Below are 25908 nucleotides of genomic sequence, written 5' to 3'. Positions count from 1 at the left end.
CCGGGATGCCGCTAATGAACAGAACGTTGAACATTACATAAGGAGTGCCGTCTTGTCTGACCTGTCCAGTTACGAGAGTTTTTCAATCGAAGTAAACGACCACATTGCCCACGTTCAGTTCAGTCGCCCGGAGGCGCTGAACACCATGAACAAGGCATTCTGGCTCGAGTTGCCTCGCTGCATGCAGGATGTTGAAGCCAACACTGACGCCCGTGTGATTGTTATTTCCTCCACCGGCAAACACTTCTCCGCGGGCATGGATCTGGGGGTGTTCAGCGACCCCAAAGCGGTGCCGATGAATGGCGACCCCGGCCGAATGGCGGAAAACCTGCGCCGCGTGGTGTTGCAGCTGCAGGATACGCTGACATCCCTGGAGAAGATCCGGCTGCCTGTGCTGGCGGCCATTCATGGTGGCTGCATTGGCGGCGCCCTTGATATGGTCTGTGCCGCCGATAGCCGGTACTGCACGGAAGATGCTTATTTCACCATCAAGGAAACCGAGCTGGGCATGACGGCGGACGTGGGTACCCTCCAGCGTCTGCCGAAACTGATGCCGGAAGGTGTTGTGCGCGAACTGGCTTACACCGGGCGCAAGTTCTCTTCGGAAGAGGCTCGGAGTCTGGGGTTCGTCAATTCGGTCTATCCGGATCAGGAAACCCTGCTGGCGGCGGTCATGAAAATAGCCGGGCAGATCGCGGCCAACTCTCCGCTGGCAGTGACCGGTTGCAAGGAAATGCTGAACTACAGCCGCGATCACAGCGTGGAGGACAGCCTGAAATACATGGCTACCTGGCAGGCGGGGATGTTTCGCCCCACGGATATGATGAAATCTTTCCAGGCCAAGGCTCAGAAGCAGGCTCCCCAGTACGATGCCCTGTTCCCGGTAAAGCCATTGTTCGAGCAATAAATGGCACTCCGAACCCGGCGCAAATCCGGCATTTCTTCCAATGCCGCCCTGATGTTCCAGGGTGGCATTGGTGTGCTGGGGCTGATCGCCATTGTGGTTTTCGGCATTCCGGTGCTGCACAGTGGCCCGGGCCTCTGGCAGAGTGTTTTTTACGGGATGCTGGGCGCCACAGGGACCTACGGCTTGCTGTTCCTGTTCACACGGATTCCGGGGTTGTTCCCGGACAACCTCGAGCGTCAGATGCAGGGGTTGTATAACTTTGCATCAGGTTATTCCCCAACTGTGCTGATTCTGTTGTCCTTGCTGGCCGGTGTCGGAGAAGAACTGCTTTTCCGTGGCGCGGTGCAGGGCTGGCTGATGGAGTACACCAACCCATCAACGGCGGTGCTGGCGGCATCGGTGTTATTCGGGCTGGTGCACTATGTGTCGTTTACCTATTTTCTGGTTGCAACCGGCCTGGGGCTGATTCTGGGTGGGGCTTATGTCCAGTCAGAGAGCATCCTGCTGGTCATGGTCTGGCACGCTGTCTACGACATGATCGCGCTGTTCTGCCTGCTTCGTTTTCCCCGGTGGTTTGGCGTCAGGGTGCGGCATCCTGACCATTCAGAGCCTCAGGAATAGTCGACGTCTTCCTTGCCCGCACTTTTCCTGGCCTCGAAGCTGGCCAGTTCGACGTTGATGGCATTGGTGGAAATCTGGATCTCGTACAGCGAATACAGCAAAGAGAGCGACAGCAGCACCAGGCTGGCACCAAACGCCACCACGCCGGGCAAATTGGTGCCCAGGAAAAGCAGGAACATGGAGACCGTGCACAGTAAAAAGCTGAGCACGCCATAGGCCTGCATTCGCTTGGTCAGCACAATTCGCTTTCTCAGCATGCTTATCTGCCGAGCGATTAATCCGTGGTCTTCTTCGGTGTCCATTTGCTTGAGTTGGCGGATCAGCTGCGCCAGGACCAGAAAACGGTTGGTGTAGGCGAGCAACAGCAGCGAAATGGCAGGGAAAAGCAAAGCGGGGGTTGTCAGATCCAATCTTCTGTTCCTTTCATAGAGCGCGGCAAAGTAGTTCGAGTCGTCTGAATCTGTGGCGGGTCAGCGGGAGTCGAAAGTTTCAGCCGTTTGCAGAGCCTGTGTCAAACGGTCCATAACCCCGCCACCGTGGCGCCAGAAGTGCCAGTATAGCCGCACTTCCAGCGTCTGCCCCGGAGCGATGCTGATCAGGCGGCCGGCCGCAATTTCCGGGCGGGCCTGCATCTCCGGAATCATGCCGTAACCCATACCGGCCAGTGCCAGTTTCACAAAACCTTCCGAGGAAGGGCATAGGTGATGGGGGAAGGTGCCATGGTAACCGCATTGGGCCAGAAACCGGTGCTGCAACTGGTCGTTAGGCCCGAAGACTATTGCTGGAGCGTGCTGCAGAGTGTGTTCGCTGAAACCTCCGCCAAAATACCTTCGGACATAATCCGGAGTTGCCAGAGGCAGGTAGGTCATGGTGCCGACCGGGACACAGCGGGCACCTGCCACAGGCTGGGGACTGCTGCAAAGGCAGGCGGCAACGTCCCCTTCGCGCATTCGACGCAAGCCAATGTCCTGATCCTCGATCACCAGATCAAGCAGCAGGGCTTCATCGGCGCAGAAATTGCCCACGGCGGCTGACCACCAAGTTGCCAGGCTGTCCGCATTCAGGGCAATACGCAGCCGCGCGGCAGGCTCGGACAGCGCCGGGATGGATTTCGAAAGATCCCTTTCCAGGAGTTGTACCTGCTGAACATGGTTGAGTAGCCGCTGCCCGGCCGGGGTGGCTTTAAGGACCGGACTGCGCACCAGCACTGGTTGCCCAAGGCGAATCTCCAGAGTACGGATCCGTTGCGAAACCGCAGACTGGCTGAGCCCCAGAGCCAGGCCAGCGCGTTCAAAGCCACCACTTTCAATGACGGTGGCCAGGGCCTCCAGAAGCTTATAATCAATCATAAGAAAAACTGATGCAGCATTATGAGTATGAATTTCCAGTATAAAGGTAAACCGGTAACCTTGCGCTATTGAGTGAGGAGAGTCGAACGTGCTGGAAAGTTACCTGACAGGATTGATTGTGTGCGGCGGCATCATCGTTGCCATCGGGGCCCAGAATGCCTATGTGTTGAGCCAGGCAATCCGCCGGGAACACCATTGGTGGTCGGCCGGGCTGTGCATGGTGGCGGATGTCACGCTGTTTACTCTGGGCATGTTCGGTATCAGTGCGGCGCTGATGGCGATGCCTGAGGCGTTGGAGATCCTGCGCTGGTTGGGCGTGGCGTTCCTTGGCTGGCTGGCCGTCCAGGCATTTGTCCGTGCCGGCCGGGGCAGGGTGGCGCTTGAAACCGGGGAGGTAACCAAGCGCAGCCTGAAAGCGGTAGTATTTACCACCCTGGCGGTCACGTTGCTGAATCCTCAGGTCTATCTCGACACCTTGCTGTTGATTCCGGCGGTGGGTGCCCAGCAGCAGGATGCAACCACTTTTGTTGCCGGCGCCAGCAGTGCCTCCATCCTCTGGTTCGGGCTGCTTGCCTGGAGTGGGTCGGCGCTGGCACCAGTGCTTTCGCGCCCCGTAGCCTGGCGGATCATTGATGGCGTGATAGGCCTGATGATGGCTGGTATCGCGCTGCATCTTGCCGTCGGTGGTGCGCTATAGGATTGGGATTTTCCGAAAGCGAGCCCCGTTCAGGTCAGTCTGGATTAGTCAAAACGTCGGGCCTGAGTGAGGCGGCCCTTCCAGTAATAACCGCTGATCGAGGATTGGGAAACCCCGGTTGAGGTGGAGGCGTGGATGAACCGGTCTCCACCCATGTAGATGCCGGCGTGCTGTTCCTTGCCGCCGATGCGGAAAAACACCACATCACCGGGTTGGATTTCGCCGGGATGAACTACGTCACCACTGGCCAACATCTGCGAGGTGGTTCGGGGCAGTTGTTTGCCGAGGCCTTCCTGATAGGCCGTGAGAATGAATCCGGAGCAATCAAAGCCGTCAGAAGAGGTGCCGCCATACTCATAGGGCGCGCCCCGGTAACGCTCGAATACCTGCCAGAGCTTCTGTGCTTTGCCTGATTCCTCTATGGCTGCGGGTGGCAATTGCCGTGGTTGAGCCGACTGATCCGGTTGCATACTCCCGCTGCTGGCACAGCCACCGAGTGCTACCGTGATGCAGGCCAGAAAAATGACATGTCGGAATGAATTAACCATGTTGCCGCCCTGAGCGAGTGTCCCCTGTTGCCACTGTATTATCCGAACCCGACTATGTCAGGTTACGGTTCGTGCGATTTTGTTGGCGGAGGCCTTGGAGTCCCGGCAGTCGTTGGCTATCTTTTTCCGACAGGCGGGAATAGTCTGGGTTCAGACCAACGAGGAGAGTCGCTTATGAGCGAAGGATACCGCCCGAATTCAATATCACCAGATACCCTTGCAGCCATTCTGGAAAGTGCCGTTCTGGCCCCTTCCAGCCACAACACCCAGCCCTGGCGCTTTGAAATCAGCAGGAGTGGCGTTTCACTGTTCGCGGACCGGTTACGGGCGTTGCCGGTGAACGATCCGGACGACAGGGAGCTCACCATCAGTTGCGGTTGTGCCCTGCTCAATCTCCGGATTGCTGCCGCCCACGTGGGGTTTACCGCAAATTGCGCCCTGCTGCCGGATCCGGAAGATGAGGATCTGCTCGCCACGGTTTCGTTTGAACCCTTTTCTCAGACAGTTGGAATAGAACATCGGGAAACTGCGCTGTTCCGGGCAATCACCAGACGACGCACCTACCGCAAGCGTTTCGAGCCAAAACAGGTGCCAACCGGTGTGCTGGACACACTGGCCAAAGCGGCACTGGCCGAAGGGGCCTGGTTCCATGTTCTGGAATCTGAGCAGGTCCGCCACCAGGTGGCTGAACTGGTGGCCGAAGGCGATGCTGCCCAGTGGTCCAATCCCAGCTGGCGGCGGGAGCTGGCAGCCTGGATGCATCCACGCCGCAAAGGCGATGGCCTGACAGTACCGGGCTTGGTTGCCCCGGTGGCACAGTTGGTCGTGCGCACCTTCGATATGGGTAACGGTGTCGGTGCCAAGGACCGGCAACTGGCGGATGAATCCCCGGTTATTGCAGCGCTGGGAACTTCCGGAGACGGCGACGAAGACTGGCTGAAAGCGGGGCAGGCACTGGAGCGGGTGCTACTCACCTCCCTGGGCCAGGGGCTGCAGGCCTCCTACCTGAACCAGCCAATCCAGGTGGCGGTACTTCGCCCGAAACTTCAGCATCTTCTGGGTAGATCAGGTTTTCCGCAGATCCTGCTCAGGCTCGGTTACCCGGCTACAGACCTGCCAGCTGCGCCGAGACGCAATCTGCAGGAAGTTGTTGAAACCCAGGATTCGGGAGAGATCACAGCAAAGCACTATGGCCGGAATTAGCAGTCATGGGAGAAGTCGTTGCCGATCAGTGTGTGGATTTATTCACCACTTTCGGCGGAACGGGTTCGTTTCGCCTGCCGCTAAGAATGCGGTCTGCATCGAGGGAAGCGATGGGCACCCGGGTATCCCTCGGAACGTCGCCACTTAACTGGAGCTCCAGATAGCGAAGGGCGCATACCCGCAGGAACGAAGTGAAGTTTCCGAGGTCGTGGCCCGCATCAATGGACTCGTGATAAAGCCGGGTGATCATCTGGGGCAGGTTCATGCCGTCCCTTTCCGCCAGCTCCGCCAGTACATGCCAGAAGGCGTTTTCCATGCGCACGCTGGTGACCATGCCGTCAATACGCAGGGAGTGAGTCTTGCTGACCCATAGCTCCGGATCGGCATTGATAAAGAGCTTGCACATGGCGGTCTCCCTGTGGTTAACGAGGGGCTGGCATGCCGGCCCCGCGTCATTATTTATCCAGCAACTTGAAGAATTGCGCCAGCCAGTCCGGGTGGGCGGGCCAGGCAGGTGCAGTTACCAGATTAGCATCGGTTACGGCCTGATCAACCTCGATTCCGGCAAAGGTGCCCCCCGCCAGTTCCACTTCCGGCTGACAGGCCGGATAGGCAGAGCATTTGCGGCCCTCAAGCACTCCCGCCGCCGCCAGCAACTGGGCACCATGGCAGATTGCCGCGACCGGCTTGTCGGTTTCGAAGAAGTGGCGAACGAGGTTCAGCACGTCCTTGTTCAGGCGCAGGTATTCCGGAGCACGGCCACCGGGAATCACCAGGGCATCATAATCCGCTGGGTCCAGGCCCTCGAAATCCGCATTCAGGGCAAACCGGTGTCCGGGTTTTTCGGTGTAGGTCTGGTCACCTTCAAAGTCATGGATGGCGGTGGCGACAGTGTCACCCGCTTTCTTGTCCGGGCAGATCGCATGAACCGTATGGCCAACGGCCTGAAGTGCCTGGAACGGCACCATGGTTTCGTAGTCTTCGGTGAAATCACCGGTAATCATCAGAATCTTCTTTCCGCTCATGGCTGTCTCCTTGTGATTGTCATGCCAGGTAAGAAAACAGTAGCAGCGGCGATGGCGTAGCAGGTATTAACGGACTACTACAGGTTTCACAACTCGCGTATCAGGTCCGGGGTGTTGTGCTTCGGGTTATTGACTTCGGCAGAGACGGTCACCGCTTTCAGTTGGTCGGCAGTCAGGCGACGGGTAACTGTCCGCACCTGCTTCCGATCGGTGATTTCCGGGTTTAGCCAGTCCCTGAGGCAGGTCGGGTCAAGAACCACCGGCTGGCGGTCATGGATGTGCTTCAGGTGTTCGCTGGCAGGCTCTGTGATGATGGCGCAGGCGGTGGTTTCATCTCCCTCTCTGGGTGTCCACAGGCCGGCAAAGAAAATCGCGGGGTACTTTTGAGAATCGGCCGGCGTCACGTAGTGAGGCTCTTTGCCATGCTCTGTTTGCGTCCACTCGTACCAGCCATTGGCCGGAATCAGGCACCGGTGGTGGGCGAACGCCTCCCGGAAGTATTTTGAGGTAGCCACACTTTCCGCCCTGGCATTAATTGGAGCAGGCGCCTTGTCGCCGGCCCAGACCGGGCGGAACCCCCAGTGGGAGTGGGCCATGATCAGGGTGCCGTTCATGCTCATCCGGATCATGGGAATGCCGATGCCCGGGGGAATGTTGTAGCTGGGGTCAAACTGGCCATCCACTTCCATGCCTTCCGGAAAGAACTCGAGGATCAGGGTGTCGGGTGGCGTGTAGAAAGTGAATCGTCCGCACATGATGGTTGATTACCCCGTTTTCGAAGCCCGGTTGTCCGGGATTTGTTAACCTTAGCAGATGCTGAAACTATCCAACGCTGTTGAACTTGCTGACTGGGAAATCGAAATTACCCAGATCCGTGCCCAGGGCGCCGGTGGCCAGAATGTCAATAAAGTGGCTTCCGCCGTGCACCTGCGCTTTGATATTCCTCACTCCACCTTGCCACCGTTCTACAAGGAACGGCTGATGTCGCTCAATGACCAGCGAATCAGCAAGGAGGGAGTGCTGATCATCAAGGCGCAATCCTTTCGGACCCTGGAACTGAACAAGGAGGACGCCCTTGAGCGCCTGAAAGAACTGATCCAGGAAGCGGTGAAACCCCGAAAAGCCCGGCGGCCCACCAAACCGACTCGCTCCTCCCAGCGCAAACGTGTCGACAAGAAAACCAAGAAGGGCAAAACCAAGGCGCTTCGCGGCAAGGTTCAGGTTTGAGCTGCCTGCTGCGTCTTGCCCTCTGATTCAACCTGCTCCAGAAACAGTCTTATATCCTCGAAGGCCTCTTCCGCCTCCGGAAGCAGAGGTACAAAGATCTGCCATACGTGCACCATCCCGGGCCAGGTGCGAAAGGTTACCGGGGAGCCCGCAGCCTTTGCCCGGGAGGCGTACCGCCGGGCGTTATCCAGTAGCATTTCTGTATCGCTGGCCTGAATGAGGGTTGGCGGCAGATTCCGCAGGTCGCCCCTCAGGGGTGACGCCACAGGGCTGGTGGGAGAGACCCGGAAAGCCGCCAGGGTCGCCCACCAGATTACCGGCAGGGGGATTTTCGATAATCCGCCAAACGCTGGTCCGAGAAGAGGGTCGGTACCAATATTGGCGCGATTACTCGGGGCAGTCAGAGTCAGGTCTGTTGAAGGCGAGAACGCGATCGCAGCATCCGCCTGGCGTAGCCCCGTATCCCGTATCCAGGCAATCAAACTGAGAGTATGGCTGCCGCCGGCGGAGTCTCCGGCGACTACCATGAAATCGGCAGGTTCGGTGCCCTCGGGACCGTGTTTCAGAAGCCAGGTGTAGGCATCCCGGCAGTCCCGGACACCGTCCATAAACCGGTTTTCGGGCATTAGCCGGTAGTCCACGGCAAACACCGCAGCCCTGGTTACCTGTGACAACCGGTCGGTAATTGCCCGGTGGCTTCGGGGACTGCCCGCGGCCCAGGCTCCGCCATGGATGTACAGAACGCGGCGACGGGTATCGCAGTCCGGGGCAAGGACCCATTCACCGCGGGGCGATTCGCAGTGGCGGAATTCGGACGCCAGCTCGATCCCCTCACTGAGTCCGTCCATGTGTTTTCGCAGGGCCATCAGCCGCGCCTTGCCGCGCAGACCTTTTGATGATTGCCCCAGCTCGCGAATGCGCCCCAGAACCTCCCGGTTCGCATCGCTGGGTTTGCCCTCCCGGACGGGATATTCGTCCTGGTCAAGATGGGACAGATCCTCAAGGCGGAACAGCAGCAGTGTTGCGGCAATAATAAGCACAATGATGGCAAGAATAATCCAGAGCATGAGCCGTCCATATGTTATTGGCCCCACCAGGCGGGGCGAACTATGCTTTAGAGAGCCTCTGAATAATACTCGCAGATTTGTTCCGGTTCTGCCCGGAACAGTCACAGAAGGAGTCGCGTGTTGCAAATTGCCTATCGGGCGCGAGACATTACCGAGGCACACATTGTCGCTGGCTTGCTGGAAGCCAACGGCATTGAGGCCTTTGTGGGCGGGCATTACCTGCAGGGCGCCATGGGCGAGATCGGCGCTGCCGGTTTCAGCAATGTTCACGTTGACGACGACGATCTGTACCAGGCGCGCCAGCTGGTAATCGAGTATGAGGCCAGCGCTGACGGCAGTTCCAGCCGCGTGACGGATGAGGATGACGACCGCCCTGATCACTACGCCCGCTGGTTTCTGCTGGCCCTGGCCATTGTCGGCCTGCTGTTGTTTCAAATCTACTGAATGATCGGGCTGGCGCCTGCCGGCGTAGGCCCTCCCCGAACTATCGAAACCACAGGAGAACAAAGCTATGGCAGATCAACCTGTAATGCTGATCACCGGCGCCTCATCGGGCATTGGTGCAGAAACGGCCCGTGCGGCGGCGAAACAGGGATACCGTCTGGTGTTGGCGGCCCGCTCCGAAGACAAACTGAAAGGCCTGCAGCAGGAACTGGGTGGCGAGGCGCAAGTGCTGACGGTTCAGTGTGACGTCCAGCGCGGCGATGATCAGAAAAACATGGTCGATCAGGCCCTGAAGACCTTTGGCCGCATTGACGCCGTATTTGCTAACGCTGGCCGCGGCGGCGAGCCCGGTGGATTCAGTGAAGCCGACCCGGACGTGTGGAAGGACATGATCCTGACCAACATTTACGGTGTTGGCCTGACACTTCAACACTGCCTGCCCGCGCTGCGGAAAAGCAAGGGCCACCTGCTGCTGACCGGCTCGGCAGCCGGCCGTGTCACGATTCCCGGTTCCATGTACAGTGCCACCAAATGGGCGGTTTCCGCCATCGGTTACGGTGTTCGTGAGGAACTTCGTGGCTCTGGCATCCGGGTCACGCTCATAGAGCCCGGCATGGTGGATACACCATTCTTTGACGAGCCACCGGCTCACGCCCTCAAGCCGGAGGACATTGCCAACGCGGTGATGTACGCCGTGGCGCAACCGGCCCATGTTGATGTGAATGAAATTCTGGTGCGGCCAACCCCCCTGGTTGAGTAAATTCAGTCATTGGGTAAAACGGAGGTCATTTTGAATCAATCGGAACGGGTTGCCCTGGTTACCGGCGGTGCCAGAGGCATCGGGCGGGGCATTGTGCTTAACCTGGCCGCCGCAGGCTGGAAAGTGGCGTTCTGTGACACCGACGAAGAGATCGGACAGCAACTGGCTTCCAGTGGCGGGCACGAACTTCGTTTCCTGCCCGGCGATGTGGCGTCCGAAGCCGATGTTGAACGAATTGTCCGAGACACTGCAGCGTGGGCAGGGCGCCTGGATGCGGTGATCAACAATGCAGCTATCGCCAATCCCGAGACGGGTCCGGTTGAGGAACTGAGCCTGCAGCAGTGGCAGCGGCGCCTCGACGTCAATCTGACCGGGCCATTTCTGGTGACCAAGCACGCAGTGCCACATCTCCGGAAAACGAAGGGCGCCATTGTCAATATGGCCTCCACCCGTGCACTTCAGTCGGAGCCTGACACCGAAGCCTATGCCGCCACCAAGGGTGGCATTGTGGCCTTGACCCACGCGCTGGCTGTGAGTCTTGGGCCGGATATCCGTGTCAACTGCATCAGCCCCGGCTGGATAGATACCCGGGCCTGGCAGGGCGGCTCAGAAGAGGTCGCACCACTGTCCGACCGGGACCATCAGCAGCATCCTGCAGGCCGGGTGGGGCAGCCTGGAGATATCGCGTCGCTGGCGGCCTACCTGATTTCACCCGAAGCCTCGTTTATCACCGGTCAGAATTTTGTGGCAGACGGAGGCATGGTGCGCAAGATGATCTACGAGGAATAAAGGCATGCCCCGGCTTTTCTTCGGGCTGGAGATTCCGGCTGAGATCAAAGACCGCTTGCTGAAAGTGAGGACGGAAGTCTCAGGTGCCAAATGGCAAAGCGCTGAGCAGATGCACATCACCCTGTTGTTTCTTGGGCGCGTGGAAGAAGAGCGGCAAGCGGCGGTGTGCAACGCTGCACGGGAGATTCCGATGGAGGCTTTTGAGCTGGATGTCGTCGGTCTGGGCTGTTTCGGTCAGCCTCGCAGTCCCCGTAACCTCTGGGTGGGCGTCCAGCCAGCGGCGCCCGTTGCCGGTCTCAACGACGCGCTCAAAGACCGAATGGAGAGCCTTGGACTGGCAACGGAAAGTCGGGCATTTCGTCCCCACATTACGCTGGCCAGGTTCAGGCGCCAGTCCGGTTCGGTCGAGAGCTTACTGGCCGGGCATGGCGAAACAACGTTTGGGCGGTTTCCAGTGAATGAGTTTGTGCTGTTTGAAAGCAAACAGGACACCGGCAATTCTGTGTACACGGTGATTGAACGCTACCGTCTGTCACTCAGTGATTAATCTGTCGCTCAGTGATTAACTGATTTCCCTTGACGAAAACCCGCTTGGCCACCAAAGATGAAGGCAAATCAACGCCTTTTCGAGGTGTCTATGTGTCCGCCGTTTTCCGACCCGGATCAGCGCCTGTATGTCCGCAATGCCACTCTGGCGGATATTCCCGGCATCATCCAGCTTAGTCGCCGTGTCTACGAAGGCACCGGCATGTATGGTTATACCAAGGGGCCGCTGACCGGTCAGATCAATACCTTCCCGGACGGCCAGTTTGTCGCCATGCTGGGCGATACCGTGGTGGGATACTGCGCGACCTTCCGTATTGCTGAAGAAGTGGCTCTGGCTGCCCACGACTGGACCTCCATCACCGGCAATGGTTACGCCTCACGGCATGATCCGGAGGGTGACTGGCTGTACGGCATGGAAGTCTGTGTTGACCCGGAATGCCGTGGTTATCGCATCGGAGAGCGGCTGTACAACGAGCGCAAGCAACTGTGCCAGGCCCTGAATCTGCAGGGGGTGGTATTTGCCGGGCGCCTGCCAAGCCTGCGCCAGCGCCTGAAAAAGTTTGGCAGTGTTGAAGCCTACGTTGAGGCCATCAAGGGCAAGGAACAGAAGGATCCGGTGCTGTCCTTCCAGCTTCATCAGGGTTTCGAGGTGCACGGCATCATTCCCCATTATCTCGACGCCGATCATGATTCCATGGGTTACGGCATTCACCTGGTCTGGCGCAACCCGAAAGTCCCTCAGATCGAAAACAGCGAGCGCCGCAAACGTTATGGCCACCGAATGCGGGATACTGTGCGTATTGGCACGGTTCAGTATCAGCAGCGACCGGTGGGATCCTTTGATGAATTCAGCGAAATTGTCCGTTATTTTGTGGATGTTGTGTCCACCTACAAGGGTGATTTTGTGGTGTTTCCGGAACTGTTTACTCTCCAGTTGTTATCAATTGAGGCCCGCAAAGGCAGCCCGGCGGAAACCTTCGCGGCGGTCACCCATTACGCCGAGCGCTACCGGGAACTGATGCGGGATCTGGCCCTTCGATACAACATCAACATTGTGGCCGGCTCCACTCCGGTGCGTGAAGAGGATGGCACCATTCGGAACATGGCCCATGTGTTCCTCAGGGATGGCCAGGTTTTCACCCAGCCCAAGATTCACCCGACCCCGAACGAAGCTTTCTGGTGGAACGTGCAGGGCGGTAATCGGGTTAGCGCCATTGAAACCGACTGCGGCACCATCGGGGTGCTTATCTGTTATGACGCGGAGTTCCCGGAACTGACCCGTCATCTGGTGGACCAGGGGGTTCATATTATCTTCGTGCCCTTCTGTACCGACGAACGCCAGAGCTATCTGAGGGTGCGTTACTGCTGTCAGGCCAGGGCGGTGGAAAACCAGGTTTACGTGGTGATGTCCGGTAATGTGGGCAACCTGCCCAAGGTGCCGAACATGGAAATCCAGTATGGCCAGAGCTGCATACTCACGCCTTGTGATTTTCCGTTTGCCCGGGATGGTATTGCCGCAGACACCGAACCCAATGTTGAAACCGTCGCCTTTGCCGACCTCCGGCCGGAGGTGCTGATCACGGCCCGTAACAGTGGCACCGTGAAAAACCTTCAGGATCGTCGTCACGACCTTTACAGCGTGACCTGGCGTGGTGAGTAGCCCGAGTCGACAGGAGCCTCGTTTTGCACCTTGAAGGATATGGAAAGCCAAGCCGCACGATCCGGCGGGTCCTTCTGGTTGGCTCGATTGTATTGGCCTGGCCAGCCGTTGCCACAGGCTGGTCGCTGGTGGTCGAGCAGGGAAAGATCGGCATGGCGTTGCCGGATATCAACACTGGTGGCTGGGAAGTGACGGGGAGCAAGGCCGATGTCATGTCTTCGGTCACCGCCAGTGGTGAGTCGGCGGTCATCCGGTTCAATCCCACCTCCACGGTATTTACCGAACGACTGGCGTACACCGATTCGGAACAGCCTCTGCTGCTACAGAATCTCCGCACCAATCTCAGTAATGTAACGCTTACACTCGATTATGGCGCATCAGGTACCTGGGCCGAGCGGATCGCGATGGAAGGCGAGGTGCAGATCGAGGCATCCCGGATTGAACACCCACGCCTGGTGCCGCAGGCGTGGGTGTTCCAGGGCAGGGTGCAGGGCCGCCTGGCTGATCTCCGAGTTCGGGGTTCGCTGGTCTCCGCCGCCGGGCTCGAGGCCGGCCTTGATGTTCAGCTGAACCCGGATGGCGCGGTCGCGGTTTCGGTCAACTCCACGATTGAGGGGCAAGCAGGCATTCGCACCCTGGCCGAAACCTTTACTGGATGGCCCGAGCTGCTGACCGTGGATTCAGGCAGTGCAGGGGTGTCGGCAGAGGTTCGCCTGGGCCCGGATGGTGAGCTGGAAGCAAGCGGCAGCTCCAACCTCGAGAATGTTACTGGCGTGTTCAATCGAACCGCTTTCTCCGGACTGAGCGGGCGGGTTCTTGTCTCTCTGGAAGATGACCGGTTGATCGCCGGGTTCCGGGATCTGACCGTTGAGCAGGTGAATCCTGGTATTCCGGTGAACTCCATTCGCTTTACCGGCGACTACACTGGGCCAATTGCCAATATGCTGGAAGGCCAGCTGGAGGTGCAGCAGGCGAGGGCCCAATTCCTTGAGGGGGCACTGAGAATACCGCCGGGCGTCTATGATCTGGAAGGCAGTTCTGGCGGGATACCCGTGGAGGTGCAGGATATCTCTCTGGACAGACTGATGGAAGTCTATCCTGCGGAGGGGCTTGAGGGCAGTGGTCTGCTCAGTGGTCGTATTCCCATTGGCTTCAGTAGTGATGGTGTTCAGGTGGCGCAAGGTCGCATTTCAGCGGAGGCGCCGGGCGGTCGGTTACGTCTGCCAGCCGAGAAACTGCAGGCCATGCTTGGTGGCAACCAGGCCATGGATGTGGTGGTTCAAGCCTTGCAAAACTTTCACTATTCGGTGCTGGCGAGCACGATAGACTACGATGAAAAGGGGAAGTTAACGCTGGATCTTCGCATTGAGGGAAAGAACCCGGAACTCAGGGGCGGGCAGCCGGTTGTGCTTAACGTGAACCTTGAGGAAGACATTCCCGCGCTGCTGACCAGCCTGCAGTTAAGTGGCAGGGTAAACGAAGCCGTTACAGAACGGGTCCGGAAGCTGTTGCAAGAGTCCGGCAAGGAGGCAGTACCATGAAAAAACCGTTGCGGCCAACAGGGTTGCTTTTGGCAAGAGCACTGATGATATTGACGCTGCCGCTGGCCATGGTTGCCTGCACGCCAACGGTGCAGATGGCGGCACCCAAAGAGCCGATTACAGTGAATCTGAACGTGAAAATTCAGCACGAAATCTACGTCAAAGTCGATAAGGACGTGGAAGACCTTTTCAGCGAAAAAGGGTTGTTCTGACCGAATCCGGATAGCTTAAGGGGTTGAAAATGAAACGATTCATACCGATGAGTGCCTTGATTCTGGCGTTCGGTGTCAGTCTGTCGGTGTTCGCGATGGGGCTGGATGAGGCCAAGCAGAAACTGGATGCCGTCAAGCACCAAGGGCTGGTGGGAGAAACGCCGACGGGGTACCTGGAGGTGGTTCGTGCCGAAGGCCAGGCCAGGGAAGTGGTTGAGGCGATCAACAGTGCCCGCCGGGATGAATACAAGCGCATTGCCGAGAAGCACGACATTCCGGTCACCCAGGTCGAAACCGTTGCCGGGAAGAAGGCCATCGAAAAAACGCCCGATGGCCAATACATTCAGGTTAATGACAGGTGGGTGAAAAAGTAGCCTGGCGCTCTGAGAGCCAGGCCAGAGCTACCGCTTAACGCTCTTCTGCCGGGGTTTCCCGGTCTTTGGGCGTTTGCCCGATGCAGGCTTCTTGCCGGCGGCAGGCTTACCTTTCGGTCCGGGCCCCTGAGAACCGCCGGGGGCGCCCCGTTTGGCTTTGGGGCGTTGCTTTGGCTTTGCTGCAGGCGTCCTTTTAGCAGGTTTTCCGGGCTGGGGCGGCGCCTCTGAGGAGGAGCCCCGGATAGCATCAAACAGTCCGGCCAGTTCTTTTTCCGTCAGATCGCGCCACTGGCCCACAGCCAGACCCTTCAGGCTGACGTTCATGATCCGGATGCGCTCCAGTTTGGTCACTTCATAACCGAAGTATTCACACATGCGGCGAATTTGCCGGTTGAGGCCCTGAACCAGGGTAATGCGGAATACGAACCGGGATTCCGGGGCCACTTTACACTTCTTCGTGACCGTCCCCAGGATCGGCACCCCATTGGCCATACCCTCAACGAACTCCCGGGTAACCGGTTTGTCGACGGTGACCAGGTATTCCTTTTCATGATTGTTTCCGGCCCGCAGGATCTTGTTGACAAGGTCGCCGTTGCTGGTCATGAAGATCAGGCCCTGGGAATCCTTGTCCAGCCGCCCGATCGGGAAAATTCGTTCACTATGGCCGACAAACCGCTGGATGTTGTGCTTCTCGGCACTGTCGGTGGTGCTGACAATGCCAACCGGCTTGTTCAGGGCAATAAAGACCAGGTCCTCTTCGGAGCGGGGCTCAATCACCTGGCCGTTGACCTTGACCGTATCCCCGGGCAGTACCTGATCGCCAACAATGGCACGTTTGCCGTTAATGTAGACGTTGCCCTGTTCAATATATCGATCGGCCTCCCTGCGGGAACACATGCCGCTTTCGCTAATGTATTTATTGAGACGGGTCGAATTGCCAGTGGTCATCGGTTTTCCGGTTGCCGGTTGGAATGTGGGGCATCATATCAGGCTGGAACACGGGTCGCAGCAGGGGGTGGCTCTTTCATTGCGTCTCTGCCATTCTTTGCGGCGCTACCCATAAATCCAACAAATTCAGAGCCGCCATGGAAAAGACACGCATAACCATCGTAGCTGTAACCTGCATTGCCCTGTTCTTCCTCGCCAACTACCTGTTCCGGTACCTGATCGGATTTACGGGGTTGCTTGCCTCCCTGGTGATCGCCGCCCTGATTGCGGTCTACATGAGCTTTTCCGTAGCTCGAACGCTGGAGCGGCTGCCGATGGCGGAGGAGCGCTCCCGGGCGCTCTGGATTTACGGTGGCTTTCTCGGCGCGCTGTTTGTCGCTTTCGGCGCCTGGATGTTCCTTGATGCGGGGATGGATGCTGTCACGCTCGCCACTCTGTTTGTTCACTATCTGCCGTACCCGGCCCTTGCACACGTGCTGCTGTCGGATAAAGCGGTCAGCGTTTTTCTGAAGAAGGGTCAATGAAACAAGCCATTCCAACCAGCCTTATTCTTGGTTTTCTGGGTGTTGGTAAAACCACCGCCATTCTCGAACTGTTGACAAGCAAACCTGAAGACGAGGTCTGGGCTGTGCTGGTCAGCGAGTTTGGCGAGGTCGGCATCGACGGCGCCCTCCTGCAAACCGACGGGGCTTTCGTAGTGCCATGAGCCTTTGTCCGGTTTGTGATCAGGGAAGCCATGTGGAATTCCGGGTGGTTAAGGCCCAGCGTTATCTCCGTTGCCCGGTATGCGAGGCAACGGTAATGGATGAATCGTGCCGGCTTTCTTCTGATCAGGAGCGGGATATCTACCAGCTGCACGATAACAACCTGTCTGATCCGGGCTATCGAAAATTTCTTTCAAAACTGGCAGACCCTCTGCTTGAGCGCCTGCCACCGGGCGCGACCGGGCTGGACTTCGGCTGTGGGCCAGGGCCGGCCCTGGCCAAGATGCTGGAGGCTGAAGGCATGGTTGTCAGCCTTTATGATCCGTATTTTTACCCCTCTGAAACAGCCTTGTCCCGTACCTATGATTTCATAACCTGTACCGAGGTGGTGGAGCATCTGCACGAGCCGGCCGAGGTGTTCCGGCAACTGGATCAATTGCTCAAACCGGGCGGCTGGCTGGGGGTGATGACTTGCTTCCAGACCGATGACGACCGGTTCGACACCTGGCATTACCGTCGCGACCCCACTCATGTTGTGTTCTACCGTGAGTCCACCCTGGCATTTCTGGCTGAAAAATTTGGCTGGCGTTTGGAAATCCCGAGAAAGGACGTGGCGCTTTTCAGGAAGCGCGGCTAGTGCGCTTCCCTGGGGCATTCCGGTAATGCCGGGCAGTCTTTCGGGGAAGTGCCGGGCTTTTCGTTGAGTAATGTTGAGCCGCCAAAGCGTTCAGGTGCCAGGGAAGCTGCGCAGCGGGCGGCCTCAGTGGCATTTACCGGGCAACTTGTCTCTTCCAGGGCGAAGGCCAGGTTGTTCCAGCCTTCGGCGAATTCCGGGAAACGGTGAACTGTGCGGAGGAAGTGCCCTGTCGCCTCGGTATGCTTGCCCAGCTGCCAGGCCAGATTGCCTCTGGCCATGATGGCGGCTGGTTGCTCCGGCCAGGCGGTTTCCGCAGTCTTGTATGCTATCGCCGCAGCGGTGGTTCGCCCGGTTGTCTCCAGATCGTGGGCAGACTGGAGAAATCTAAGCGGTTTTGCGGTTGCCGGTACCTGATCGGGGGGCAGAATCACCACGGACCAGTTGTCGGCCCGCCCCCAGGTGTTGGCAAACACTTCAAGAGCCACGGGCTGGCGTTCGCGGGTATCGGTATGAAGAATCAGGTCCCTTTTCTCAGCGTCGTAACCGATAACAACCGCGAAGTGCCACTGGGGCCACCAGCCAAACCTCAGATTCTGCATCACCAGCACCGGGTTGCCGGCCGCCACTTCTGCCAGCATGCTCCCAAGCTCACCGTTCAGCGGATAGACCAGCATTCCGTGGGACCGGGCACCGGCGACCATCTCAACCTGCAGGGAACCTTCCCGGCCAGGGATGAAAACCAGTTCTTTAAGAACTTCGGGATCGCTATCAAGACCCTGGCTGTTGAGCATCATGGCCAGAGACGCTGGCCCGCATTGGTACCTTTCCTGGGGAAAAAAGGGAACATCTTCAAGCACTGTCTGTTCTGGCAGGGTGTGGCGGGAGGCCCCGGAGTCCGGGGCAGGCCATTGGGGAGCGCTCGCGCAACCGGCCAGCAGGGTGACTAGAAAAAACAGGATCAGCCTGCCGGACGTTGCGTTCTCAGCGGAGAAGTTGATGGCCATAGCCCCGTTGCTATCGGAGGCAGTTCACAAACGGGAATACGTTAGTGGCACACAGCATATCGGTGATAATGAACACCAGCAGGAACAGCACAATGATGCCAACCACATCCTGGCCAGCAGGGGCTTCGGCCAGCTGACGCTCGAAATCCGCCAATTCCGCAGGCGTGAGATTCTGGATGCGTTCCTTGACCTGGTCCTGGCTCACACCAAGGTCTGCCAGTTTGTCCTGAACTTCCTGTTTCTCAAGCATATCGACGAGCTGTTGTCTGTCCAGCTGAACCTGTTGTTCGCTAATCATCTCGCCGGTTCCCACCATCCCCGCGGTTGCGGTGACCGACCAGACAGAGCCAAGCGCCATCATCATGGCCATAAAAAAAGAAACATACCGCAGGTGTTTGCGAATTCCTGACATGGTTAACTCCTGTTGTTGGCTACTTCCTGTGCAACTGATTGGGGTCAGTTACGCTGTACTAACCGGACGATAGAATATCCCAGTGCGTTCCCTAAACATACAAAACGTTCAGACTCCGCGCACTTCCAACTTTCGTTCAGGCCAGTGGAGTATAGCTGAGCGGATGATCATGCGTCTTGCCAGTTCCGGATAATCGTCGCGAATCACGCCCGCGGCAAAATCCGAGAGGAAATCCGACTTCAGGGCTGCCCGGGCTTTCTGGGTACCGGGCTCCTGGTAAGGGGCGGAGGACAACAGCAGAAAGCCGTCCTCGGGAATCCGGCCGTTGTCCATATTGCTTTTGATGATGCCCGCGGCCTGACGGATAGGATGTGAAAGGTCGGGGCTGTAGGGGCCGATAATCAGGGCCACATTGGGCGCATGCAGGAAATCGAAACCTCGGCCCAGGCAGATCACCCATTCCCTGTGTTCAATGTTCAGCTCCCGGTCACTGTGGCGGATCTCGGCAACATGCCGGATGTTACCCCGGACCAGGGGCAACAGATCACGTCGCACCGGGCCTGGCATGTCCGGGCAAAGGGCTGCGATCTCAGCGGGCATGTCCTCTAGCCGTGATATCGGGACGGAAGAAAGGTCAAGGATCTGCTCCGGGCTACCGTGCAACACCAGTGCGTCCTCATCGGTCTCAAAGCCACACACCAGCGGGTAAACCGTCTGGTGCCCGGTGCCAAAAAGCTTTTCCATCTGGCTTTTAATCTGGAACGCGTGGTTCATGGCTGCCTGGCGGTCACAATCGAAACCGGCGCAGCCTCGCTCCCGGGCTCCCTTCGAGTAGTGGTAGGTGATGATCACCAGTACCCGCCGCCCCTGGCTAACGGCTTCCTGTACGGTATCGGCCAGCATGTCGCCCAGGTAAGGCCAGCCCAGCTCAAAAATCCCGCCCAGATTGCGGAACGGGTGAATAACACCCAGCGGTGTCTGGGTGACGTAAGGCAGGTGAATGCGACCATCCATACATTTCATCGCGATGATCTGGGTGTTGTGCTCCGCCAGGTATCGCTGCCTTGCCAGGTGGTTTTCAGGACTGCAGAAGCTGGCGGAATGGGCGCGGCTCAGTTCCATCAACCAGTCAATGCGTTCCCTGATGGGGCGGGCATGCACAGGTGTTGTCATTGGTCTTATCCTGTTGTGTTCAGAAGGTCGACAGGCCGGTCGCCTCCATAATCCGGTAACGCCAGTAGCGCAGCCTTGATTCGTCGGCCCAGCGTTCATAGGGCAGGCTCAGGACCGGTTCGTTACCAGGGCCTTTGTGCCATTGCTCGTCGAAGAATGCTCTTGCTTTCATGGCGACTGCAGAGCGGTCCTCAACCGAGATCCAAACGTCTGTTTCCAGGTTCAGGTCATCCAGATTGCGGCGGGTGAAATTGGCAGAGCCCAGGAGCATCTGGGTTTTGTTGTTTTGTTTTGCCAGTATCAGCAGCTTACTGTGGCATTGCTCACCCCGGGTATTACACCAACGTACAGGAATACCCGCCCGGACAAGCTCCATGGCGACCTGCCGGTTGGGGATGCCGCTTTTCTGAAGACCAAAGGCCTCGCTGTTGGCATCAAGCAGAATCCGAAGCTGTGCGCCACGTTCTGAGGCCCTGGCCAGCGCCTCGACAATCTGCCGGTGTGACAGATAGAACATCGCAAGATCGAGCTGGTCGCCTTCTGTCGCCGCGCGAATCATTTCCAGAGCCTGGTCGAGTATGGCCGATTCGGTCAGTACAGCCACTTTGCCGTTGTCTCTCTCTCCGGATTCCGGTGCTTGTTCAACGCGGCTGATCCAGTCATCAAGGGTTTCTGTACCCACACCGGACATGGCCAGAACCGCTCGTTCACTTCGCAACACATCGGCCACGGCGGGGCCCTTGAAGCTCAGCCCGAGGTTGCCGTGGCGGCTACTGCCATCATGCGGGTTGGCTGAGGTCACAAGGGCTCTCAGGGAGCCGGCTTCATCCACCACCACAAGTTTGCGGTGATTGGCCTTGAAGTTCAGCAGGGCCAGGTAGCTTCGAATGGTAACCGGGGTTTTGCCCAGGGCATTGTCGAGCCAACCGCCGCCCGGGTTATTACCGAACCATTGGCAGCAAAACCGCCAGATTGAAGACCAGGTGGGGTTGCTGTCCCTGAGGGGACGAAGCGCCGTTTCGTATACGGGAATGCCGGCCTTGTGCAAGGCTTCAAACCAGGATGACGTTGTCCCGCCATACATGGTGTTCAGCGGATCGGAAATCACGATCACAGACAGCCTCGGTTTTGCCGACTTCCGGGTCAGCAGGGCTTCAGTCAATTGCTGTGCCAGGGGGCGATGAACCACACTTTCCGGTTTGGTGCTGTTGAACAGGAACATGTCGACAAGAATGAACTCTTCGGCCTGCCCGATCAGCCGGAACACCTCGTTGAAGATTTCGTGGTCTTTCTCTTCGTGACCATCCGTGTAGTGACGGGTGACATCGGTCAGCAGGACAGGATCTTCCAGCGGTAAGACTTCACCGCGATAACTGATGCCCTGAGGCAAGGGTTTGTGGGTGTGGTAAAGCCCGATTCCAGCCAGCGCGAGCAGAAACAGGGGTAAAAGTAACTTCAGTGTCATACCGGTAATTCCATCATCCTTGAGTGAAACGGTGAAATTAACATACGTGACCTTCCTCTCAGGTGAACAAACACTTACAAAAAACACCCCTGTCGCTGTATCACCCGACACCAACGCTTTCTAAACTAGGCAGATCAATCATTTATAACAAAGTTGCCTGTGAACGCCACTATGTCATTCATACCGCGTCTGTTCAGCCTTCGGACGGTTGTTTTTTTGGCTGCCGTGGTGTTTGCCCTGGCAGGAGAACAGCTGGCGGTTGTTGGCTGGGCCGACCGGGTGCTGTTCAGTATTCTTGGAGTGCCAGAGGGCGCCAGCCCCGCCATCATCCTGTCACAGGATGCTCTTCGTGAAGCACTGGCTGATCGGGGGCTGGTGGAACCTCTGTGGGCGGATATTGCGGTGACTGCCGGGCTGGCCGTTACGGCGCTCTACCTGACGTTTGCTGTCCCGGCGATGGGCGCAGCCGTTGCCCTGCCCGTTACTCTGCTGCTTGGTGGTTCCCTGGTGGTTCTGCAGGCGGCCCTGATGTTCTATCGCAATGCCTGGGTGCCCCTGGGGGAAGTGCTGACCCTGCTGGTGGTAGGTTTTGTGGTGATGTTGTTCTGGCTTCAGCCCCACAATCGTATTCGTGCCCTGACGGACAATGTCCGTGAGGCACGTCTGAGGTTGGCGAAACTGATTTTACAACAGGGGCACACCGACGATGCCCTCGAGGCACTCAATCACTGCCCGGACTGCGAGGGGGCGCTGGAATTGCGTTACGACATCGCCATCCAGCAGGAACGCAAACGCCAGTATGAGAAGGCTGTGAACACGTATCGCAGCATCCAGGAGCGCCAGAAGAATTTCCGGGATACCGCCGCCCGCCTGGGGGCACTGCAGAAACTGGCTCCGGACGGTTCAATGGTGCAAGCCGGCAGCTTCGACAATACCCGCACCCTGTTAATGCCGGAGCCCTCGGTGAGTCGGCCAACCCTGGGGCGCTATGAGATCGAGCGGGAGATCGGCCGGGGCGCCATGGGAGTGGTTTATCTCGGCAAGGATCCGAAAATTGCCCGCACCGTTGCCATCAAGACCCTGAGCTACCAGGCGTTTGATGACGGCCTGCTTCAGGATCTGAAGGAACGTTTCTTCCGGGAGGCCGAAGCGGCTGGTCGTCTGAATCACCCGGCTATCGTAACGGTGTATGACGTCGGAGAAGAGGCGGACCTTGCCTACATCGCCATGGATTACGCCAAGGGTCGGCCGCTGAGTGAGTTTGGTAAACCGGGGCGGCTGCTGCCGTTGCCCAGGGTGCTGGATATTGTCGCGCGGGTTGCCGAGGCACTGGCCTACGCCCACAGCCAGAAAATTGTCCATCGTGATATCAAGCCGGGGAACATTATTTTCAATCCCGACACCGGCGACATAAAAATCACCGACTTTGGCATTGCCAAAATCTCCGACGACTCGCGGACCCGCACCGGCGCTGTTATGGGCAGCCCCCTCTACATGTCCCCGGAGCAGCTCAAGGGCCAGAAGGTAACGGGCGCTTCCGATATCTACAGTCTGGGGGTCACCCTGTACAAACTGGTTAGCGGTGAAACACCGTATCAGGGCGATACCCTGGCAAATCTGACATACCAGATTCTCAACAAACGCCCGCGCAGTGTCCGGGAATTCAATGCTGAGTTGCCCAATGGGGTGGTTCGGTTGATCAACAAGGCGATCCGGCGTGAGCCGGATAAACGCTTTGCCAGCGCCGCCACCATGGCCGAAGCAGTTCGTCGCCTGGCGGTGCGGGAAGCGGGCCAGGAGGTGTCCTGATGAGATATCGCATTGCAGGCCAGAGTCACCGGGGTGCAGTCAGGGAATCGAACCAGGATGTGGTGGACTGGCGGGTTAACGATTCCGGTGATCAGGCGCTGGTGGTGGTTGCCGATGGCATGGGCGGTTACCAGGGCGGCGAGATCGCCAGCAGTCTGGCGGTTGAGGCGGTTGTGGAGTTGTTTGAGGCAGAGCTATCCGGATCACTGTCGGTAACGACAGACGCTTCCATCAGGGATGGCCTGGAGCGGGCTTTTGCCCTGGCCAATGAGCGAATACTGAGCAAGCGCACAGAGGATGCAAAGCTTGGCAAAATGGGTACAACCCTGGTCGTGGCCTGGCTAACTGGAAACAGGGCGCACATTGCCCATATCGGCGATTCCCGGTGTTACTGCCTGCGTGGCGACCAGGCGATCTGCCTGACCCGGGACGATACCGTCGTTCAGAACATGCTTGAAGATGGCAGTATTACCGAGGAGGACGTACCCAATGTGCCCTTTAAAAATGTACTTACCAGTGCGGTGGGCGCCGTTGAGCTGGTGCAGCCCAGTTACCGGGTTGAGGCTTTGCAAAACGGTGATGTGCTGTTGCTGTGTTCCGACGGGCTGACGAATTCTGTCCCGGAAACCCAGTGGCTTGAGATTATGAAGGAAAGTGACGGCATGGAGAGCACGGTTCAGGCATTGATCAACGCCGGCCTGGCAAACGAGGCTGGCGATAACGTGTCTGTGGTATTACTGACGTTGGAGTATTGAGGAAACTGACATGGCTTCGCTTTCGCAACTGGTGGACCACGTGGTGGTCAACACCTTTGAACTCGGACAGCCGGAAACCCGCCTTGGCCGCCGCCCGGATAATGATATCCGGATCGATGAGATCTCGGTGAGTGGCCAGCATGCCCTGATTGAAGCAGTACCCAATGCCTATCTCGAAGGTACCGTGGACTACTACATCATCGACAGCAACAGCACCAATGGTACCTTTGTGAACGAATTGAGGGTTGAGGGCCGGCAGCGGCTGAACAGTAACGACATGGTGCGTATCGGCTGGAATGAGTTTCGCTTCATTGATGAAGAAGAGCAGGCGATGGAAAAGACCGCCTATATCCTAGACTGAAGGAAAATGCCGGCCCGGGTATTACCGGGCTCGTTCCATAACCAGCCTTGAAAAACGAGGGAGAAGCGAGGACGCATCCGGGGCGGGCTTCACACCGGCAATCAGGGCTTCCGCATCAAGCCCTTCCCGGGTCAGGTCCGGCGCCTGTACTTCCAGGTAGGCCCTCATCACAGTATCTGTGAACTCCGGATGGAACTGCACGCCCCAGGCGCAGGGGCCGATTCTGAACGCCTGGTTAGGCTCGAAACCGTTGCGTCCCAGCAGCACGGCACCTTCGGGCAGGCGCAGCACGGATTGCCGGTGCGTCAGCTGGGCCGGGAATGTTTTAGGTAGCTCCCGGAACAGGGCGTCCGAGTCCGCCTCGGGAAGCAGTTCAATCTCATGGGTACCGGTTTCCCGGCCGTCCGGGTGGTAACCTGCTTCCCCGCCCAGCGCATGGGCCAGTAACTGATGCCCATAGCAGACACCGAGTACCGGGATTTCGCTTCTAACCGCTGTTGCCAGCCAACGCCCCGCGTTCTCGCTCCATTCGGCCCGGTCGCTGACCATAGCAGGAGAGCCTGTTACCACAATGCCGTCCCAGTCTTCCGGGTTTCCGGGTAGCTCGCCGGCTTCCACATTTATGACGGTAATATCCAGTTCCGTTGACAGTCCGCGCAGGAACCAGTCGTCGAAATCGCCGAACTGAGCCAGCAGGCGGGGGTAGGTGCTGCCTGTTTTCAGCACCACCACCCGAGCCTTTCGGTTCAGAGAAGGGTTCTGTTGCACGGTGTTGTCTTCCTGCATGGCATGAGCCTCGGGCTTACTGGTCCGGCAGCTCGGCGTTGTGGAATACGTTCTGCACGTCGTCCAGTTCGTTCAGCATATCCAGGAATTTCTCGAACATGGGGATGTCATCACCTTCCACCACTGTAGTGGTCTTGGGGAGGAACTGGATTTCGTCGACCTCAAAATCGATGCCTTCGATGGCGTCCACCAGTGCCTGACGGGCCTTGGCATATTCCGTGTTCGGTGTGAAAACAGTAATCAGGCCATCTTCGTTTTCAATATCGGTTACGTCTACGTCCGCCTCCATCAGTGCTTCCAGAACAGCTTCCTCATCATCGCTCTTGAACGCAAAAATGGCACTGTGATCAAACATGTGGGCAACGGTGCCCGGGGTGCCGATCTTGGACTTGGTTTTGGTAAAGGCCAGGCGTACGTCGCCAAAGGTGCGATTCGGGTTGTCCGTCAGACAGTCCACAATCACCATGCAGTTGCCCGGTCCATAGCCTTCATAGCGGGCAGGGGAATAGTCCTCACCGGCGCCGCCCCGGGCCTTGTCAATCGCCTTCTCGATAACGTGGGAGGGCACCTGGTCTTTCTTTGCTCGGTCAATCAGGCCACGAAGCGACAGGTTGCCATCCGGGTCTGTTCCGCCGGATTTGGCGCTCATGTAAATCTCGCGCCCGTACTTGCTATAGACCTTGGTTTTTGCCGCGGCCGTCTTGGCCATGGACTCTTTGCGGTTCTGGTAGGCTCTGCCCATTTGCACTGCCTCTTGGTTTTCTGGAAAAGGCCGGATTTTACTCAACATTGCCGGTTTGCGACAGACCTATTTGGCACCGATTCCGCGGTGCCTTTCCTGAAAGGGTCTTTATCAAGGTGTCGTGCCAAGGTGCCAACGGCGC

General features: G+C 58.0%; 32 protein-coding genes and 1 pseudogene. 19 read left to right on the top strand and 14 right to left on the bottom strand.

The genetic code is table 11. The features are described from left to right. Positions 1 to 61: 61 nt before the first annotated feature. Both CLH62_RS16160 and CLH62_RS16155 read left to right on the top strand, forming a co-directional pair. Positions 62 to 907, top strand: coding sequence for a crotonase/enoyl-CoA hydratase family protein (locus tag CLH62_RS16160; protein WP_228152892.1), 846 nt, complete (start codon positions 62 to 64; stop codon positions 905 to 907). After that, positions 908 to 1528, top strand: a complete 621-nt coding sequence (locus CLH62_RS16155) for a CPBP family intramembrane glutamic endopeptidase (RefSeq protein WP_211285807.1) — start codon at positions 908 to 910, stop codon at positions 1526 to 1528. Here the strand turns inward: CLH62_RS16155 and CLH62_RS16150 are convergent. Next, complete coding sequence (locus tag CLH62_RS16150; RefSeq protein ID WP_099619211.1) at positions 1519 to 1938, bottom strand: DUF2721 domain-containing protein; 420 nt, start codon at positions 1936 to 1938, stop codon at positions 1519 to 1521. The two genes, CLH62_RS16155 and CLH62_RS16150, sit on opposite strands and share 10 nt — an antisense overlap. Before the next feature lie 60 nt (positions 1939 to 1998). Next, positions 1999 to 2877, bottom strand: coding sequence for a LysR family transcriptional regulator ArgP (locus CLH62_RS16145; RefSeq protein WP_099619210.1), 879 nt, complete (start codon positions 2875 to 2877; stop codon positions 1999 to 2001). Positions 2878 to 2965: 88 nt separating this feature from the next. Here CLH62_RS16145 and CLH62_RS16140 point away from each other — a divergent pair, with 88 nt between their 5' ends. Beyond that, complete coding sequence (locus tag CLH62_RS16140) at positions 2966 to 3574, top strand: LysE/ArgO family amino acid transporter (RefSeq protein WP_099619209.1); 609 nt, start codon at positions 2966 to 2968, stop codon at positions 3572 to 3574. 44 nt (positions 3575 to 3618) lie between these two features. Here the strand turns inward: CLH62_RS16140 and CLH62_RS16135 are convergent, their stop codons facing one another. Further along, on the bottom strand, positions 3619 to 4122 hold the full coding sequence (locus CLH62_RS16135) for a C40 family peptidase (protein WP_099619208.1): 504 nt from the start codon (positions 4120 to 4122) through the stop codon (positions 3619 to 3621). 174 nt (positions 4123 to 4296) lie between these two features. On the opposite strand from CLH62_RS16135, the gene CLH62_RS16130 reads away from it, so the two are divergent. Further along, the gene (locus CLH62_RS16130) at positions 4297 to 5325 is read left to right on the top strand and encodes an Acg family FMN-binding oxidoreductase (RefSeq protein WP_099619207.1); all 1029 of its coding nucleotides are present in this window, start codon (positions 4297 to 4299) and stop codon (positions 5323 to 5325) included. Between the two features lie 25 nt (positions 5326 to 5350). Here the strand turns inward: CLH62_RS16130 and CLH62_RS16125 are convergent, their stop codons facing one another. From CLH62_RS16125 to CLH62_RS16115, 3 genes are all read right to left on the bottom strand, one after another. Further along, positions 5351 to 5731 carry a ribbon-helix-helix domain-containing protein gene (locus CLH62_RS16125; RefSeq protein WP_099619206.1) on the bottom strand — a complete coding sequence of 127 codons (381 nt, stop codon included), beginning with the start codon at positions 5729 to 5731 and terminating at the stop codon, positions 5351 to 5353. Positions 5732 to 5780: 49 nt separating this feature from the next. Continuing rightward, on the bottom strand, positions 5781 to 6350 hold the full coding sequence (locus CLH62_RS16120; RefSeq protein WP_099619205.1) for a DJ-1/PfpI family protein: 570 nt from the start codon (positions 6348 to 6350) through the stop codon (positions 5781 to 5783). Between the two features lie 86 nt (positions 6351 to 6436). Beyond that, on the bottom strand, positions 6437 to 7105 hold the full coding sequence (locus CLH62_RS16115; protein WP_099619204.1) for an SOS response-associated peptidase: 669 nt from the start codon (positions 7103 to 7105) through the stop codon (positions 6437 to 6439). 58 nt (positions 7106 to 7163) lie between these two features. Here CLH62_RS16115 and arfB point away from each other — a divergent pair, with 58 nt between their 5' ends. Beyond that, complete coding sequence (arfB, locus tag CLH62_RS16110) at positions 7164 to 7577, top strand: alternative ribosome rescue aminoacyl-tRNA hydrolase ArfB (RefSeq protein WP_099619203.1); 414 nt, start codon at positions 7164 to 7166, stop codon at positions 7575 to 7577. Here arfB and CLH62_RS16105 read toward each other — a convergent pair. Beyond that, on the bottom strand, positions 7568 to 8644 hold the full coding sequence (locus CLH62_RS16105) for an alpha/beta hydrolase (RefSeq protein WP_099619202.1): 1077 nt from the start codon (positions 8642 to 8644) through the stop codon (positions 7568 to 7570). The two genes, arfB and CLH62_RS16105, sit on opposite strands and share 10 nt — an antisense overlap. A 117-nt stretch (positions 8645 to 8761) precedes the next feature. On the opposite strand from CLH62_RS16105, the gene CLH62_RS16100 reads away from it, so the two are divergent. From CLH62_RS16100 to CLH62_RS16065, 8 genes are all read left to right on the top strand, one after another. Then, entirely contained in the window at positions 8762 to 9088 is a 327-nt protein-coding gene (locus CLH62_RS16100) for a putative signal transducing protein (protein ID WP_228152883.1), read from the top strand. 67 nt (positions 9089 to 9155) lie between these two features. After that, a complete protein-coding gene (locus CLH62_RS16095) occupies positions 9156 to 9848 on the top strand; it encodes an SDR family oxidoreductase (RefSeq protein ID WP_099619200.1) in 693 nt (230 codons plus the stop codon). 30 nt (positions 9849 to 9878) lie between these two features. Then, entirely contained in the window at positions 9879 to 10637 is a 759-nt protein-coding gene (locus CLH62_RS16090; protein ID WP_099619199.1) for an SDR family oxidoreductase, read from the top strand. 4 nt (positions 10638 to 10641) lie between these two features. Next, positions 10642 to 11184, top strand: coding sequence for an RNA 2',3'-cyclic phosphodiesterase (thpR, locus tag CLH62_RS16085; protein WP_099619198.1), 543 nt, complete (start codon positions 10642 to 10644; stop codon positions 11182 to 11184). Between the two features lie 57 nt (positions 11185 to 11241). After that, complete coding sequence (locus CLH62_RS16080) at positions 11242 to 12843, top strand: bifunctional GNAT family N-acetyltransferase/carbon-nitrogen hydrolase family protein (protein WP_228152882.1); 1602 nt, start codon at positions 11242 to 11244, stop codon at positions 12841 to 12843. Positions 12844 to 12866: 23 nt separating this feature from the next. Continuing rightward, complete coding sequence (locus CLH62_RS16075; protein ID WP_228152881.1) at positions 12867 to 14384, top strand: intermembrane phospholipid transport YdbH family protein; 1518 nt, start codon at positions 12867 to 12869, stop codon at positions 14382 to 14384. Next, complete coding sequence (locus CLH62_RS16070; protein ID WP_099619196.1) at positions 14381 to 14596, top strand: YnbE family lipoprotein; 216 nt, start codon at positions 14381 to 14383, stop codon at positions 14594 to 14596. Before CLH62_RS16075 ends, CLH62_RS16070 begins: the two co-directional genes overlap by 4 nt. 29 nt (positions 14597 to 14625) lie before the next feature. Next, positions 14626 to 14970 carry a YdbL family probable chaperone protein gene (locus tag CLH62_RS16065; RefSeq protein ID WP_099619195.1) on the top strand — a complete coding sequence of 115 codons (345 nt, stop codon included), beginning with the start codon at positions 14626 to 14628 and terminating at the stop codon, positions 14968 to 14970. A gap of 27 nt (positions 14971 to 14997) precedes the next feature. Here the strand turns inward: CLH62_RS16065 and rluF are convergent, their stop codons facing one another. Further along, positions 14998 to 15918, bottom strand: coding sequence for a 23S rRNA pseudouridine(2604) synthase RluF (rluF, locus tag CLH62_RS16060; RefSeq protein WP_099619194.1), 921 nt, complete (start codon positions 15916 to 15918; stop codon positions 14998 to 15000). A gap of 137 nt (positions 15919 to 16055) precedes the next feature. Between rluF and CLH62_RS16055 the strand changes: the two genes are divergently transcribed. From CLH62_RS16055 to CLH62_RS16045, 3 genes and pseudogenes are all read left to right on the top strand, one after another. Then, complete coding sequence (locus tag CLH62_RS16055) at positions 16056 to 16442, top strand: hypothetical protein (RefSeq protein ID WP_099619193.1); 387 nt, start codon at positions 16056 to 16058, stop codon at positions 16440 to 16442. Next, a pseudogene (locus CLH62_RS16050) lies at positions 16439 to 16615 on the top strand (GTP-binding protein); the annotation flags it as partial. The gene CLH62_RS16055 and the pseudogene CLH62_RS16050, both read left to right, overlap by 4 nt. A 104-nt stretch (positions 16616 to 16719) precedes the next feature. Then, on the top strand, positions 16720 to 17259 hold the full coding sequence (locus CLH62_RS16045; protein ID WP_228152880.1) for a class I SAM-dependent methyltransferase: 540 nt from the start codon (positions 16720 to 16722) through the stop codon (positions 17257 to 17259). On the opposite strand, the gene CLH62_RS16040 is transcribed toward CLH62_RS16045, so the two are convergent. From CLH62_RS16040 to CLH62_RS16025, 4 genes are all read right to left on the bottom strand, one after another. Next, positions 17256 to 18263 (bottom strand): PA2778 family cysteine peptidase, encoded by a 1008-nt coding sequence (locus CLH62_RS16040; protein ID WP_099619191.1) that lies wholly within the window; start codon positions 18261 to 18263, stop codon positions 17256 to 17258. The two genes, CLH62_RS16045 and CLH62_RS16040, sit on opposite strands and share 4 nt — an antisense overlap. Positions 18264 to 18273: 10 nt before the next feature. Further along, positions 18274 to 18675 carry a PA2779 family protein gene (locus tag CLH62_RS16035; protein ID WP_099619190.1) on the bottom strand — a complete coding sequence of 134 codons (402 nt, stop codon included), beginning with the start codon at positions 18673 to 18675 and terminating at the stop codon, positions 18274 to 18276. A 108-nt stretch (positions 18676 to 18783) separates the two neighbouring features. Next, positions 18784 to 19848, bottom strand: a complete 1065-nt coding sequence (locus tag CLH62_RS16030) for a carboxysome shell carbonic anhydrase domain-containg protein (protein WP_099619189.1) — start codon at positions 19846 to 19848, stop codon at positions 18784 to 18786. Between the two features lie 19 nt (positions 19849 to 19867). Further along, positions 19868 to 21313, bottom strand: coding sequence for a phospholipase D family protein (locus tag CLH62_RS16025; RefSeq protein WP_099619188.1), 1446 nt, complete (start codon positions 21311 to 21313; stop codon positions 19868 to 19870). A gap of 171 nt (positions 21314 to 21484) precedes the next feature. Between CLH62_RS16025 and CLH62_RS16020 the strand changes: the two genes are divergently transcribed. From CLH62_RS16020 to CLH62_RS16010, 3 genes are read left to right on the top strand one after another with little or no spacing between them, the layout of a single operon-like run. Next, positions 21485 to 23122, top strand: a complete 1638-nt coding sequence (locus CLH62_RS16020; protein WP_228152879.1) for a serine/threonine-protein kinase — start codon at positions 21485 to 21487, stop codon at positions 23120 to 23122. After that, positions 23122 to 23877: a protein phosphatase 2C domain-containing protein gene (locus tag CLH62_RS16015; protein ID WP_099619186.1), complete on the top strand. Its 756-nt coding sequence runs from the start codon at positions 23122 to 23124 to the stop codon at positions 23875 to 23877. The genes CLH62_RS16020 and CLH62_RS16015 overlap by 1 nt, the downstream gene beginning before the upstream one ends. Before the next feature lie 10 nt (positions 23878 to 23887). Then, positions 23888 to 24238, top strand: coding sequence for an FHA domain-containing protein (locus CLH62_RS16010; protein WP_099619185.1), 351 nt, complete (start codon positions 23888 to 23890; stop codon positions 24236 to 24238). A 21-nt stretch (positions 24239 to 24259) separates the two neighbouring features. Here CLH62_RS16010 and CLH62_RS16005 read toward each other — a convergent pair whose 3' ends face one another. Then, on the bottom strand, positions 24260 to 25024 hold the full coding sequence (locus CLH62_RS16005) for a glutamine amidotransferase (RefSeq protein WP_099619184.1): 765 nt from the start codon (positions 25022 to 25024) through the stop codon (positions 24260 to 24262). A 16-nt stretch (positions 25025 to 25040) separates the two neighbouring features. Then, positions 25041 to 25766, bottom strand: a complete 726-nt coding sequence (locus CLH62_RS16000) for a YebC/PmpR family DNA-binding transcriptional regulator (RefSeq protein ID WP_099619183.1) — start codon at positions 25764 to 25766, stop codon at positions 25041 to 25043. Between the last annotated feature and the right edge of the window lie 142 nt (positions 25767 to 25908).

This window comes from Marinobacter guineae, from assembly GCF_002744735.1.
Taxonomy (GTDB): domain Bacteria; phylum Pseudomonadota; class Gammaproteobacteria; order Pseudomonadales; family Oleiphilaceae; genus Marinobacter; species Marinobacter guineae.
This window is presented reverse-complemented; position numbering and strand designations above follow the sequence as displayed.

Excerpts from the sequence above, each read along its gene's own strand:
- CLH62_RS16155 (WP_211285807.1), top strand. The coding sequence starts at position 908 with ATGGCACTCCGAACCCGGCGCAAATCCGGCATTTCTTCCAATGCCGCC.
- CLH62_RS16145 (WP_099619210.1), bottom strand. The coding sequence starts at position 2,877 with ATGATTGATTATAAGCTTCTGGAGGCCCTGGCCACCGTCATTGAAAGT.
- CLH62_RS16135 (WP_099619208.1), bottom strand. The coding sequence starts at position 4,122 with ATGGTTAATTCATTCCGACATGTCATTTTTCTGGCCTGCATCACGGTA.
- CLH62_RS16130 (WP_099619207.1), top strand. The coding sequence starts at position 4,297 with ATGAGCGAAGGATACCGCCCGAATTCAATATCACCAGATACCCTTGCA.
- CLH62_RS16125 (WP_099619206.1), bottom strand. The coding sequence starts at position 5,731 with ATGTGCAAGCTCTTTATCAATGCCGATCCGGAGCTATGGGTCAGCAAG.
- CLH62_RS16120 (WP_099619205.1), bottom strand. The coding sequence starts at position 6,350 with ATGAGCGGAAAGAAGATTCTGATGATTACCGGTGATTTCACCGAAGAC.
- CLH62_RS16115 (WP_099619204.1), bottom strand. The coding sequence starts at position 7,105 with ATGTGCGGACGATTCACTTTCTACACGCCACCCGACACCCTGATCCTC.
- arfB (WP_099619203.1), top strand. The coding sequence starts at position 7,164 with ATGCTGAAACTATCCAACGCTGTTGAACTTGCTGACTGGGAAATCGAA.
- CLH62_RS16105 (WP_099619202.1), bottom strand. The coding sequence starts at position 8,644 with ATGCTCTGGATTATTCTTGCCATCATTGTGCTTATTATTGCCGCAACA.
- CLH62_RS16095 (WP_099619200.1), top strand. The coding sequence starts at position 9,156 with ATGGCAGATCAACCTGTAATGCTGATCACCGGCGCCTCATCGGGCATT.
- thpR (WP_099619198.1), top strand. The coding sequence starts at position 10,642 with ATGCCCCGGCTTTTCTTCGGGCTGGAGATTCCGGCTGAGATCAAAGAC.
- CLH62_RS16080 (WP_228152882.1), top strand. The coding sequence starts at position 11,242 with ATGAAGGCAAATCAACGCCTTTTCGAGGTGTCTATGTGTCCGCCGTTT.
- CLH62_RS16070 (WP_099619196.1), top strand. The coding sequence starts at position 14,381 with ATGAAAAAACCGTTGCGGCCAACAGGGTTGCTTTTGGCAAGAGCACTG.
- CLH62_RS16065 (WP_099619195.1), top strand. The coding sequence starts at position 14,626 with ATGAAACGATTCATACCGATGAGTGCCTTGATTCTGGCGTTCGGTGTC.
- rluF (WP_099619194.1), bottom strand. The coding sequence starts at position 15,918 with ATGACCACTGGCAATTCGACCCGTCTCAATAAATACATTAGCGAAAGC.
- CLH62_RS16055 (WP_099619193.1), top strand. The coding sequence starts at position 16,056 with ATGGAAAAGACACGCATAACCATCGTAGCTGTAACCTGCATTGCCCTG.
- CLH62_RS16045 (WP_228152880.1), top strand. The coding sequence starts at position 16,720 with ATGGATGAATCGTGCCGGCTTTCTTCTGATCAGGAGCGGGATATCTAC.
- CLH62_RS16040 (WP_099619191.1), bottom strand. The coding sequence starts at position 18,263 with ATGGCCATCAACTTCTCCGCTGAGAACGCAACGTCCGGCAGGCTGATC.
- CLH62_RS16035 (WP_099619190.1), bottom strand. The coding sequence starts at position 18,675 with ATGTCAGGAATTCGCAAACACCTGCGGTATGTTTCTTTTTTTATGGCC.
- CLH62_RS16030 (WP_099619189.1), bottom strand. The coding sequence starts at position 19,848 with ATGACAACACCTGTGCATGCCCGCCCCATCAGGGAACGCATTGACTGG.
- CLH62_RS16025 (WP_099619188.1), bottom strand. The coding sequence starts at position 21,313 with ATGACACTGAAGTTACTTTTACCCCTGTTTCTGCTCGCGCTGGCTGGA.
- CLH62_RS16020 (WP_228152879.1), top strand. The coding sequence starts at position 21,485 with ATGTCATTCATACCGCGTCTGTTCAGCCTTCGGACGGTTGTTTTTTTG.
- CLH62_RS16015 (WP_099619186.1), top strand. The coding sequence starts at position 23,122 with ATGAGATATCGCATTGCAGGCCAGAGTCACCGGGGTGCAGTCAGGGAA.
- CLH62_RS16010 (WP_099619185.1), top strand. The coding sequence starts at position 23,888 with ATGGCTTCGCTTTCGCAACTGGTGGACCACGTGGTGGTCAACACCTTT.
- CLH62_RS16005 (WP_099619184.1), bottom strand. The coding sequence starts at position 25,024 with ATGCAGGAAGACAACACCGTGCAACAGAACCCTTCTCTGAACCGAAAG.
- CLH62_RS16000 (WP_099619183.1), bottom strand. The coding sequence starts at position 25,766 with ATGGGCAGAGCCTACCAGAACCGCAAAGAGTCCATGGCCAAGACGGCC.